Origin of the sequence: Corynebacterium tuberculostearicum SK141 (assembly GCF_000175635.1) — a bacterium.
In the GTDB taxonomy this organism is placed as follows: Bacteria; Actinomycetota; Actinomycetes; order Mycobacteriales; family Mycobacteriaceae; genus Corynebacterium; species Corynebacterium tuberculostearicum_C.
In genome coordinates, this window is sequence record NZ_ACVP01000007.1 from 1 (window position 1) to 11678 (window position 11678).

The following is an 11678-nucleotide window of genomic DNA, read 5'->3' on the forward strand; positions in this document are numbered from 1 at the left end:
CTGCGGTCTGCTTTTCCGTCGAGGTTGCGGTGGTAGTTTCAGCTGTCGTTTTCTTGGAAGTTGGCTTTTCCGAGGTAGACGTGCTTGAGGTCGGCAGGTCGGACGGCTCGGCAGGCGAGGATGCCTCAGAGGACGGCTCCGCAGATGGCGTACTCTTCGTGGACTTCGTGGTCTGGGAAGGCTCGGCAGACTGGGAGGACGAGGAGGTTGCGGTCGGCGCCTTGGCCGCTACCTGGGGTGCGGGTTCCGAGCTGGAGGATGGCGTCGAGGCAGGCGTGGTCCGAGACGGTGCGGGTGCCGGGGCAGAGGTTCGGGCTGAGTCGACGTTGTCGGCTGCGGCACTGGCGGCAGCAGCGGCGGTGGAGGCGGCGCGAGAAATCGCGTCGGAACTGTCGCCGTGGTGGCCGCCGCGGGGTTCGCTGTGGTGGCCACGTCGGTTGTCGGAGGCAGCGGCCTGGGCACGGTCAGCATGAGGAGAGTGCGTCGCGCTGGGCTTTTTCGTGGTCTGCGAAGGGTAGGTGTGGTGGTGCGGTGCTGGAAAAGAGGGGGCGTCGGCAAGCGAGGGCTGAGCCGAGGTACCGCTGGTGGGGCCGGCATCGTGGATGCGCGGCGTGGCGGGGTGCGCGGGGCGCTTGGGGCCATTGCCGTCGAAGTGGGAAGAATGGTTGCCTTCCGGAGCAGGAGCGGTGGAATGCGCGTTGGTGTCCGAAAGGGATTCGTCGTCGCTCAGCAGGTTGGTGGCTGCGGTGGCGCCGCCGCCAACGAGCACGGCGACGCCGGCTGCGGCCAGCAGGTTCGAGGTCACGGCACCGGATGCGCCGGCGGCAGAGGCGACGCTGAAACCGCCGGTTGCGGAGGTGCCGGCGGTGGAGGCACCGGCAGCGGGGCCGCCGGGCACAGCGGATGCGGCCTGAGCGCGGGCTGCGGTAGCGGCGGACATGACGGCGGTGCCACCGGCGACGACACCCAAAATTAGGCCGGCGTGGTGCCTATTGGCGGCGTTGTGCGCGTAGATGGTGAGCGCGGGGCGGTCATCGGCGTTGTAATGGAAGTAACCGTGGGCAATGGCGAGGCGGCCGGACTTGGTGCAGTCGAGCACGGCAGGGGCGATCTCGCGGGCGGCTTCCCGGGGAAGGGAGCCTAAGAAGGTGCTATTGATATAGACGTCGACGGTATTGCGGCGCAGGAAACCGCGGGTGCGCAAAGAAACGAGGTAGTGCTCGTCGGTTTGCGGAAAGGCGGTGACGTCCTTGGAAAACTCCGTCAGCGTGGCGGTGGTCTCGCCGGGCAGCATGGTCCAGCGCTGCGCTGGCGGGTTATTGGCGGGAATGCACAGGTGCGGCGCCGGCAGCAGCAGGTTGAGCGTGGGCCATTCTTCCCCAGCGGCATCCGTCATGCTCACATGGGCGGTGGCGCGTGGGTGCAGGCCGGCGCTGAGAATCCAATCAAAGAGGGCGTAGGCCTGGGAATCGGCGGCGCTGAGGTGGCCCACAAGGGAGTCACCGATCCGAATCGCGAAGCCTTCCTCGGCGGTGCGGGGGCCGAGCTCCGCGGAAAGGTAACCGTTTTCCGCGGCGGTGGACTCGAGCAAGTCGCTGAAAATCTCCGGCGAAACATCCGCAATAGGCAGCTTATGGATCACGCCAAAACCGTGGTCAGGGACCACGTAGGTGGCGGAATCCAGCGAAGTCATTGGGGCCTTTCCATACGAAACAATAGTTACTTCGCATTTTAAGCATCGCTAGGGGCGATTTCCAAGTTCCCAACCCGGCGAGAACGGGGTGTTATCCTGCCCAAAATTTTCTACAGAATAAAAATAAGTACGGCGATAAGCGCTGCAATTACCAGTAGGGCAATGAGGGTGGGCCACCACTGCCGGCGGCGCGGTGCGGCGTCATTGACGTTCACGGCGCGGAAGCTGGTGGTTTCGAAGGTTTCGGTGGCGGCGGGGGAGGTAGGGGTGGCGTCGGCAAGCGAGGCTTCCTTTGAATCCGGCAGCGGCGCACCCGCATAGATGCTGAGCACGCGGCCGGTGCTGCGCGGCGCATGGTAGGCATGGGCCAGGGTTGTGCCCTGCTTGGCGACGTCCACCCCATCCAGCCGCCCCACCCACTGCGGGCCCAAATAAGCATCGGCGCCGGAGCCGGTGGTGCTGGGCGAAAGCGTCACCAATACGTGCATGCGCGCGTGGGCGGGAATATCCAAATCCGCGGGCAGGTCGGTGATATTGATGGGCGGGGCATAGCCCAGCATCGTCCACGGTCCGGCCGGCGGGTTATTGGCCGGCAGGCAGAGGCCCGGCCGGGGCAATAGCAAGGACAGGGAGCCATCGGGCTGCGGCGCGGCCGTGGCTGCAGGAGTGAGCCCGGCGCGAAAGAGCAGATCTATCTCGGGGTATTCGGCGCGGTCGGCGCTGGTGATGTGCCCGATGGGGGAGTCGGTGCGCACCTCCAGGCCGCCGTCCTCGCGGGGTGCCAAGGTGACGGTGAACTCCTGGTTTTCCTTCGTCTGCGCACCATAGACGGGCAGGGCCTGCACGGCGCCCAGGCCGCGGTGCGGAATGAGGTAGGTAGAAGAAGGCATACCCACCCTTCTACCACGCCGGGGCGCGGCACTGGTGTGCAGTGCCGGCGAGCGGGCTTAGGCCAAGGCGCGGTTGACGGCGGAGTTAATCGCGTTAATGGAAGCCCGCGTGGTGGATCCGGCGATTCCGGCGCCCCACACCTTGCTCTGGTTGACGTCGGCAGCGATATAGCAGGCGGCCTCGGCGTCGTCGCCAGCGGAGCGGGACTGCTGGGAGTATTCCATGACCTCGAAGTCGATACCCAGGGATTCCAGCGCGTTGGCATACGCCGCAATGGGGCCGTTGCCGGTGCCGGAGACGGTGGACTTTTCCCCGCGGAAGGCCACGGTGGCGGTCACGGCGACGTCACCGTCAGCGGCCGGGGAATTGTCTATGTGGAAGGCCTCCACGACCAGCGGGGTCTCGCGGTCCAGGAATTCGGTGGCGAAGATGTCCCACATATTCTTGGAATTGACCTCGCCGCCTTCGGAGTCGGTGATTTCTTGTACCACGGTTGAAAACTCCGCTTGCATGGCGCGCGGCATATTGATGCCGTGGTCGGTCTTCATGATGTAGGCAACGCCGCCCTTGCCGGACTGGGAGTTGACGCGGATGACCGCCTGGTAGTCGCGGCCCACGTCCATCGGATCGATGGGCAGGTAGGGAACCTCCCAGATGGCCTCGCGCAGTTCTTCCCACGAGACCTCGGTATTGTTCGCGCCGGGGCGGATGGTGGCCGCCAGCGCATCCAAGCCCTTGTTGATGGCGTCCTGGTGGGAACCGGAAAAGGCGGTAAAGACCAACTCGCCGCCGTAGGGGTGGCGCTCCGGAACGCGCAGCTGGTTGCAGTATTCGACGGTCTCGCGGATCTGCGGCAGATCGGAGAAGTCAATCTGTGGGTCCACGCCCTGGGTGAGCATGTTCAGGCCCAGGGTGATGAGATCGACGTTGCCGGTGCGCTCGCCGTTGCCAAACAGGCAGCCCTCGATGCGGTCCGCGCCGGCCATGAAGCCCAGCTCGGCGGCGGCGATTCCCTCGCCGCGGTCATTGTGCGGGTGCAGTGAGAGCAAGATGTCCTCGCGGCGGGCCAGGTTGCGGTGCATCCACTCGATGGAATCGGCGTAGACATTGGGTGAAATCATCTCCACGGTGGAGGGCAGGTTGATGATCATCGGATTATCCGGGGAGGGGTCCATGATCTCTACTACCTCATCGCAAACCTCGCGGGCGAAGTCCAGCTCGGTGCCGGTAAAAGATTCGGGGGAGTACTCCCAGCGCCACGTGGTATCCGGGTAGTCCGCGGCGATGGACTTGATGAGTGCGGCGGCGTTGGTAGCCAGCTTCTTAATGGCGGGCTTGTCCTTGCGGAAGACCACGCGGCGCTGCAGCTTCGAGGTGGAGTTATAGAAGTGCACGATGACGTTCTTGGCGCCCTCGCAGGCCTCAAAGGTGCGGCGGATCAGGTGCTCGCGGGCCTGGACTAGTACCTGGATGGTGACGTCATCGGGAATCTTATTGCCCTCGATGATTTCGCGGACGAAGCTGAAATCCGTTTGGGAGGCGGACGGGAAGCCGACCTCGATTTCCTTGTAGCCCATCTTGACCAGCAGGTCGAACATGCGGTGCTTGCGCTCTGGGCTCATGGGATCAATCAGCGCCTGGTTGCCATCGCGCAGATCCACCGCGCACCACTGTGGGGCGTGCGTGATTTTCTTGCTGGGCCACGTGCGGTCCGGCAGGTCGATGTCTTCCACCTCGACGGCGAAGGGCTGGTAGCGCTCGTGGGGCATGGCGGAGCCGCGCTGCTTATTCCACGCGGGCTGGCCTTCGCGGCGTGGGCCGTTCGGGGTGGTGATATCGCGAGGGGCGCTGATAAAAGAGTCAGTGGGGGACATGCTGCGGTTTCCTCTTCTGTGGTGTCTATGGGGAGACGGCCAGCTGGGCTTGGGTAGCCGGACTCCGCGACGGGGCGCTGGCCAGTACTTAGGCCGAAATCCCGCCGCGGCAGATAAGGAGTAGGTCAATCCGCTGTGTCATATCGGTCACACTACAGGTTCTCTCACTATGTGGCAAGAGATTTCATTCAATGAGACACGGCGGCGGTACGGTACTATGCCTTTCGTGTCTACAGCCCGCCATGCCGCACCCACCTCACCGTCCTTACTGCGCTCCTTGTGGGCGCCTGCCGCACTCGTTGCGCTCATCGGCGCCGCACTGCGCGTGGGCGTGCTCGCGGCCGTGGCCGCCGTGCAGGACGATAAGCTCTGGGGCCTGCTTAATAAGTGGGACGCCAAGCACTACGTAGAAATCGCCCGCGGCGGGTACTTCGGTGCGGATATCTCTACGGATGGGCCGGTCCATGAGACAACTATGGCCTTCTTTCCAGGCTTTCCCTTCCTGGTGCGTGCGGTAAGCGGCATCCTGGGAACCGGTGAGGCCGGCACCGCCATCGCGCTCAACGTGCTCTTTAGCATCGCGTTGGCCGCCGGTGTTATGGCCCTGGCCGCGCAGATGGGCATGGGGAAGTGGGCCCAGGTACTCAGCGCCGTAGTGGTAACCAGCGCGCCGATGTCCATCGTGTTTTCTATGCCGTATACCGAGGCGCTTTTCGGGGCGCTGGCCATCTGGGCGGTGGTGGCGCTGGTGGGCGAGCGCTGGTGGGCCGCCGCGGCGTATATCTTTGTGGCCGGGCTCGTGCGCCTTACCGCGGTGGACCTCGTTGCGGTCTTTGGCCTTATGGTGCTGCTGCGGGCCCGAAAGGACTGGCGAGCCTGGGCCGCGGTGGCGTTTTCCGTCGTGCCGCTGGTGGGCTATTTGTGGTGGTCGAGCAGCCACTTGAAAGACGTCGGCGGCTACTTTGGTATCCAGAAGGAACATTGGAATTCCGGCTTTGATGGCGGCAAAGCCACGGCCATTTGGCTGTGGGAGACGCTCACCGGGGCCACCAATGGCGGCTACCTGCTTAGCGCCGGCGTAATGATCGCTGCCCCGCTATGCCTGGTGCTGGCGTGGCGCCGCCTGCCGCTGCCGGCCTGGTTATTCTCCGCCGTCCTCATGGCCAATGTGCTGCTTTCTGATGGCATCATGCACTCGCGGCCCCGGCTGCTCCTGCCGGCGGTGATCGTGTTGTTGCCGTGGGTGAAAAAGGGGGCGTCGGCAAGCGTGGCGGTTATTGCCTGGGTCCTGTTTGGCGCGTGGTTTTCGGCCTATATGCTCGGCGTATTTGAGTGGGCCATCTAGCTGCGCTGGCTCACCGGGCTGCGGGAGAGCACGATGGTGGACAGCACCATGACGGTCAGGGCGATGAGCATAATTGCCCAACCGACGGCCGTATCGATGAGGAATTTCTCTCCCAGAACCATGTATCCCAAGCCGAAAGCCACGATGGGCTCAAAGATGGTCATGGCCGGCAGGGAATGGGCCAGGGGGCCGGCGTTGAAGGAATATTGCTGTACCACCGTGCCGGTGAGCGCGAGGCCGATGAGGCCGTAGAACTGCCAGCTGGCCAACAGGGTGGTGAGGCCTTCGTGGGTGAAAATATCCACCACGGCCTTCGAGAGCAGGGCGACGAAGCCATAGATAACGCCGCAGGCCGTGCCCAATGCCAAGGGGCGCTGATCTGGTAGCTTTGCGGCTGCTGCGCCGAGGATTGCGAGGGTGGCCAACCCCACGAGGAGCGCCGGCCACCAGTCGCTCCATTCGGGGCGGGGATTGCCGGCAACCGGCCGGCCGTAGATGACCATGATGCCCACCGCGATGGTCAGCGCAATGGACCAGAAAACTTCGTGGAAGGGCATCTTGCGGCCGGAGTACCACGCCGATAGCGGCAGGGTAAACATCAAGGACAGCACCAAGATGGGCTGAACCACCAGCAAGGTGCCGAAGCCGAGCGCGATAACCTGCAGGCCATAGGCGCCAATTGCGGCCGCGGTGCCCACCCACCACAAGGGGTTAGACATGGCGGCGCGCATGACCGAATCATCGGCGTCGAGGGCGATGCGGTGGCGGATGACCGTGCCCCAAGCAACCGTCAGCGCGGATGCGAGCGCGAAAAAGATGGCGAGGAGGTTGCTTAACACCCGCTCAACGGTAGTAAAGATTCCTGTTATATGCATATTCTGCGCTGTATGGCGCGCGTTTTTCTCCTTGGAGGCGGCCGGCGCATGGCGCGCTTTACCCTTGAGGCGTGTGAATAAAAAGCAAGCATTGTCTAGGAATTATGATGAGGACTAGACCCCTGCGGGGTAGCATGGGTATTTGACTAGTGACCGACAGGTATTTCTGGCGGTGTGCAGACGCGCGCCAGGGGTGCCTTGAAAGACGAAAGGCGGCATCCTTACCGTGGCCCTGATCGTGCAAAAATATGGCGGTTCATCCCTCGAATCCGCAGACCGCATTCGCGCCGTTGCGGAGCGCATCGTGGCCACCAAGAAGCAGGGCAACGACGTCGTCGTGGTGTGCTCCGCCATGGGCGATACCACCGATGAGCTGCTCGACCTTGCCGCCCAGGTCAACCCCGTGCCACCACGGCGCGAAATGGACATGCTGCTGACCGCGGGCGAGCGCATCTCCAATGCGCTGGTGGCCATGGCCGTGGAATCCTTGGGTGCCCATGCCCAGTCCTTTACCGGCTCCCAGGCCGGCGTGCTTACCACCGAGCGCCACGGCAATGCCCGCATCGTGGACGTCACTCCGGGCCGCCTGACTGAAGCGCTGGATGAGGGCAAGATCTGCATCGTCGCCGGATTCCAGGGAGTTAATAAGGAATCGCGCGATGTCACCACGCTGGGCCGCGGCGGTTCCGATACCACCGCGGTGGCGCTAGCAGCCGCGTTGAATGCGGACGTGTGCGAGATTTATTCGGATGTCGATGGCGTGTATACCGCAGACCCGCGCATCGTCCCCGACGCGCAGAAGCTAGACAAGCTCTCCTTCGAGGAGATGCTGGAGATGGCCGCGGTAGGTTCCAAGATTTTGGTTCTGCGCAGCGTGGAGTACGCCCGCGCGTTCAATGTACCCTTGCGAGTTCGCTCGTCTTATTCAAATGACCCCGGCACCCTAGTGACCGGATCGATGGAGGATATTCCTGTGGAAGAAGCAGTACTCACTGGTGTAGCAACCGATAAGTCCGAGGCAAAGGTTACCGTCCTGGGCATCCCGGACCGCCCAGGGGAGGCCGCGAAGGTCTTCCGCGTCATTGCCGATGCAGAAATCAATATCGACATGGTCTTGCAAAACGTCTCCTCCCTGGAGGATGGCACCACCGATATCACCTTCACCTGCCCGCGTGCCGACGGCCCACGCGCCATGGAGCTGTTGACCAAGCTGAAGTCCGAGGGCGGCTGGGCCAATGTGCTTTACGACGACCAGGTGGGCAAGGTCTCCCTCGTTGGCGCCGGCATGAAGTCCCACCCAGGCGTGACCGCCGAGTTCACCGAGGCCCTGCGCGACGTCGACGTCAATATGGAGCTCATCTCCACCTCCGAAATCCGCATCTCCGTGCTCACCCGCGAGGCTGACCTAGACAAGGCCGCTCGTGCGCTGCACGATAAGTTCCAGCTCGGTGGCGAAGAAGAAGCCACGGTTTATGCTGGAACCGGACGTTAAATACCCAAAAAGCAACTACAGAGGATTTTAAAGTCATGACCACTGTTGCAGTCGTAGGCGCTACCGGCCAGGTCGGCCGCGTTATGCGCTCCATCTTGGAAGAACGCAATTTCCCGGCGGATAAGGTGCGCTTTTTCGCCTCGTCTCGCTCCGCCGGCACCGAGCTGGATTTTCGCGGCGAGCAGATTACCGTAGAAGACCTCGCTGAGGTCACCGAGCAATCCGTTGCCGACGTCGATATTGCCTTGTTCTCCGCCGGCGGCTCCACCTCTAAGCAGTGGGCCCCGGTATTCGCCGCGGCCGGCGCGACCGTGGTGGATAATTCCTCGGCTTATCGCAAGGACCCAGAGGTTCCCCTCATCGTTTCCGAGGTCAACCCCGAGGCAGCCAAGAACACCCCGAAGGGCATCATCGCGAACCCGAACTGCACCACCATGGCGGCCATGCCGGTGCTGAAGGTCCTCCACGATGCCGCTGGCCTGAATAAGCTCCACGTGTCCTCCTACCAGGCGGTGTCCGGCTCCGGTTTGGCTGGCGTGCAGGCGCTGGCCGCACAGGTCTATTCCGTTGGCGAGCACAATGTGGGCTTGGTTCACGATGGTTCCGCGCTTAATGACGAAGACTTTGGCCCGTACGTGGCACCTATCGCCTATAACGCCCTGCCGATGGCCGGCAACCTCGTCGATGACGGCTCCCTGGAAACCGATGAGGAACAAAAGCTGCGCAACGAATCCCGCAAGATCCTGGATATTCCGGAGCTGAAGGTAGCGGGCACCTGCGTGCGCATCCCGGTCTTCACCGGCCACACTCTGACCATTCACGCCGAGTTCGATAAGCCCATCACCCCAGAGCAGGCCACCGAGCTTTTGGGCGGCGCTCCGGGCGTTACGCTTGCCGACGTCCCCACTCCGCTCGCCGCCACCGGCATCGACGAGTCCTTGGTCGGCCGCATCCGCCAGGACCAGACGGTGGACGATAACAAGGGCCTCGTGCTCGTTGTCGCCGGCGATAACCTGCGCAAGGGCGCTGCTCTCAACACCATCCAGATTGCAGAGCTGCTCGTCTAGCACAGCGCTACTTCGCCGCCTGTCGCATTACAAAGCTCGGCGCCCTCCTTTCCTAATAGCAAGGGAAGGAGGGCGCCGAGCTTTTGGCCTATCAGCCGTGGACGAGGGGGCTAGTCCTCAGAAACCGGCTTGGCGGTGCCAGTGCCGGAGTCGGCACCAGTGCTCTTCTTGCCAAAGTCGAGGTCGCTAGTGGACGACGGAACCTCCGGCTTGGTGTGCTGCACGTAGGTCACGGACGGCTCCGGATCTTCGCGGTCGTACTCAATATCATCATCATTTTCGAGCTCCTCGTGGATCTCTTCTGCGATATTGGTGACAAACTCGGTGGTTTCCATATTGGATGCTGCAGCCAGCTTGCGCAGCTCGCGCTCGTTCTTCTTGGTAAAGCGCTTGCGCGGGTCCAAGCGGCGGGACACCAGCTCGTGTGCGCGCATGCGGCGGTCGGACTCATCTGAGAGCTTGCTGCCGTTCTTGATGCGGTTGAAGACCATCACCACGATCATCAGCAGTCCGAGGTAGCCCAGGATCGGGTAGACGTTGCTGACCAAGGCCTGGAAGCCCACGAAGGACAAGATGAAGCCGATGATGCAGGCGCCGGCATAAACCGGGTAGAAGCGCTTGGGGTTATTGCGGGTCAAGCGCTTGCCCAGCGCGTAGAACATGCCGATCGCGGTATTGAAGACCATGCCGTAAATGACAAAGGTCATCAGCACACCTAGGACCGGGTGGATGCTGGTAATCAGGCTTAGCACCGGCATATCCTGGCCGTTGACGGTCTCGGCCTCGAAGAAGAGCGCAAAGACCAGCAGTGCCAACAGGATTAGGTAGAGCAGGCCGCCAATGAGGCCACCGATGCCGACTGCACGGTTATCCAGGAAGTTACCGCCAATAACGATGGACATGGATACTGCCGTCATCACGTTCAGGCCGGTGTAGTTCAGTGCGGCTAGCCACCAGTTAGGCAGCGAGGTATCAACATTGTTGACCGCCCAGTCATTCATGGCAGAGAAATCAACGTCTGCGTTCAAGATGGTATAGCCGGTGGCAATCACCACAAAGATGATGATGAATGGGGTGATGGTACCGATGACCGCGGTTACGCGGTCGACATCCATCAGGCCGACGAGCAGCACCAAAATCAGCATGGCGGTGGCGCCCACCCACACGGGGATGGACGGGAACTGCTGATTGATATTCGCACCACCGCCGGCAAACATGACGAAGCCGATGGCGAACAAGGTCACCAGGGTGGACCAGTCCAAAATCTTGGCGGTAAATGGCGATGCGACCTTGTCGTAGACAGCGGTGTGCTCCTCGGCTTGGAAATACGAACCGAGCTGCAGGATGGAGATGCCGGTGATCATCATCAAACCAGCGGCTAGGGCGATACCCCACAGGCCCCAGTTACCAAAGGCCACAAAGTACTGCATGGCCTCCTGGCCGGAGGCGAAGCCTGCGCCCACGACGACGCCGATAAACGCCATGGAAATTCCGATTGCGCGTTTTAACATGAAAGGGAGAAACTCTCTTACTCACACGCGCCGGGCCCGCCATTGGTATCGCGCGGGCCCGGATCGACGGTCGATTTATCACGTGTGTTCACATCTAATAAACCACACATCGGACAGGTATTTCGGGCAAGAATCGCCACAACTGTGGTCTCGTTCACCCCGGCCGTAGCACGCAAAGTGCAGCTAAGTGCCAAATTTTGGGACCCGTGGGGCGAAAGGTAACCAGAGCGTAACAATTTGGGAGTGAAATTAACTCCGCAATCGCAGGGGGCTAATTGGGGGTATTATCCTGTCCCCGCGATGAGATCCTTGCGGGCGCGCGCCACACGGGAGCGGATGGTGCCCACGCGCACGCCGGCAATCTTGGCCGCCTCCTCATAGGTATAGCCCAGTACCTGGGTAAGAATGAGGGCTTCGCGGCGGTCGGCTGGGAGGGCGTCGATAAGCGTACGGGCGTCGATCCACTCGCTCCACGCCGCGGATTCTTCCGGCGCCGCGCCCATCGCGTCTTCGTACTCCGTGGCAGACTTTCGCGGCCGGGCCATATCGTGGCGAATATTATCCACCCACACGCGCCGGGCCAGAGAGAGCAGCCACGTGCGCGCGGAGGAACGGGCGGCGAAACGCGGCAGGGCGCTGATGACACGCAGATAGGTCTCTTGGGTGAGATCGTCAGCTCCCTCGGGCCCGCCCAGGTGCGCCAGCAAGCGCCACACATCATCCTGGGTGGCCTTGATAAACTCCGTCAGCGCCGCGCGGTCGCCGCAACCGGCCCGAAGGGCGAGGTCGGTGACGCGGGCGTCGTCTGCTGCGGAGTGGTGAGTCACCTGAATGAATCTACCAGCACCCCTTACTCCCTTTGGCGAGCCCTGACAACCGTGCAAAGTTTTGCCACACTGGAGTCAACTGACCCCAAATTGCCAGGAGGCA

9 protein-coding genes are annotated in these 11678 nt (G+C 62.5%); 3 read left to right on the forward strand and 6 right to left on the reverse strand.

All coding sequences use genetic code 11. The annotated features are described in order from the left end of the window. The 3 genes from CORTU0001_RS02350 to leuA form a co-directional block, all read right to left on the reverse strand. On the reverse strand, positions 1–1693 hold a 1693-nt coding region (locus CORTU0001_RS02350), incomplete at its 3' end, for a hypothetical protein (RefSeq protein ID WP_005327103.1). Between the two features lie 110 nt (positions 1694–1803). Next, positions 1804–2583 carry a hypothetical protein gene (locus tag CORTU0001_RS02355; RefSeq protein WP_005327105.1) on the reverse strand — a complete coding sequence of 260 codons (780 nt, stop codon included), beginning with the start codon at positions 2581–2583 and terminating at the stop codon, positions 1804–1806. A gap of 57 nt (positions 2584–2640) precedes the next feature. Next, a complete protein-coding gene (gene leuA / locus CORTU0001_RS02360; RefSeq protein WP_005327106.1) occupies positions 2641–4458 on the reverse strand; it encodes a 2-isopropylmalate synthase in 1818 nt (605 codons plus the stop codon). Between the two features lie 217 nt (positions 4459–4675). Between leuA and CORTU0001_RS02365 the strand changes: the two genes are divergently transcribed. Continuing rightward, complete coding sequence (locus CORTU0001_RS02365; protein ID WP_005327107.1) at positions 4676–5803, forward strand: mannosyltransferase family protein; 1128 nt, start codon at positions 4676–4678, stop codon at positions 5801–5803. On the opposite strand, the gene CORTU0001_RS02370 is transcribed toward CORTU0001_RS02365, so the two are convergent. Then, positions 5800–6678 (reverse strand): DMT family transporter, encoded by an 879-nt coding sequence (locus CORTU0001_RS02370; protein ID WP_005327108.1) that lies wholly within the window; start codon positions 6676–6678, stop codon positions 5800–5802. The genes CORTU0001_RS02365 and CORTU0001_RS02370 overlap by 4 nt on opposite strands. 226 nt (positions 6679–6904) lie before the next feature. Between CORTU0001_RS02370 and CORTU0001_RS02375 the strand changes: the two genes are divergently transcribed. Together CORTU0001_RS02375 and CORTU0001_RS02380 are read left to right on the forward strand one after the other, a co-directional pair. After that, positions 6905–8170: an aspartate kinase gene (locus CORTU0001_RS02375; protein ID WP_005323151.1), complete on the forward strand. Its 1266-nt coding sequence runs from the start codon at positions 6905–6907 to the stop codon at positions 8168–8170. Positions 8171–8205: 35 nt separating this feature from the next. Beyond that, complete coding sequence (locus CORTU0001_RS02380) at positions 8206–9237, forward strand: aspartate-semialdehyde dehydrogenase (RefSeq protein WP_005327109.1); 1032 nt, start codon at positions 8206–8208, stop codon at positions 9235–9237. Between the two features lie 110 nt (positions 9238–9347). On the opposite strand, the gene CORTU0001_RS02385 is transcribed toward CORTU0001_RS02380, so the two are convergent. Both CORTU0001_RS02385 and CORTU0001_RS02390 read right to left on the reverse strand, forming a co-directional pair. Continuing rightward, positions 9348–10748 (reverse strand): YkvI family membrane protein, encoded by a 1401-nt coding sequence (locus CORTU0001_RS02385; RefSeq protein WP_005327110.1) that lies wholly within the window; start codon positions 10746–10748, stop codon positions 9348–9350. Between the two features lie 284 nt (positions 10749–11032). Then, a complete protein-coding gene (locus CORTU0001_RS02390; protein WP_005327111.1) occupies positions 11033–11575 on the reverse strand; it encodes an RNA polymerase sigma factor in 543 nt (180 codons plus the stop codon). Positions 11576–11678 lie beyond the last annotated feature (103 nt).

Bases quoted from the DNA above. Each gene is read 5' to 3' on its own strand.
- CORTU0001_RS02355 (WP_005327105.1), bottom strand. From the start codon at position 2,583: ATGCCTTCTTCTACCTACCTCATTCCGCACCGCGGCCTGGGCGCCGTG.
- leuA (WP_005327106.1), bottom strand. From the start codon at position 4,458: ATGTCCCCCACTGACTCTTTTATCAGCGCCCCTCGCGATATCACCACC.
- CORTU0001_RS02365 (WP_005327107.1), top strand. From the start codon at position 4,676: ATGCCTTTCGTGTCTACAGCCCGCCATGCCGCACCCACCTCACCGTCC.
- CORTU0001_RS02370 (WP_005327108.1), bottom strand. From the start codon at position 6,678: ATGCATATAACAGGAATCTTTACTACCGTTGAGCGGGTGTTAAGCAAC.
- CORTU0001_RS02380 (WP_005327109.1), top strand. From the start codon at position 8,206: ATGACCACTGTTGCAGTCGTAGGCGCTACCGGCCAGGTCGGCCGCGTT.
- CORTU0001_RS02385 (WP_005327110.1), bottom strand. From the start codon at position 10,748: ATGTTAAAACGCGCAATCGGAATTTCCATGGCGTTTATCGGCGTCGTC.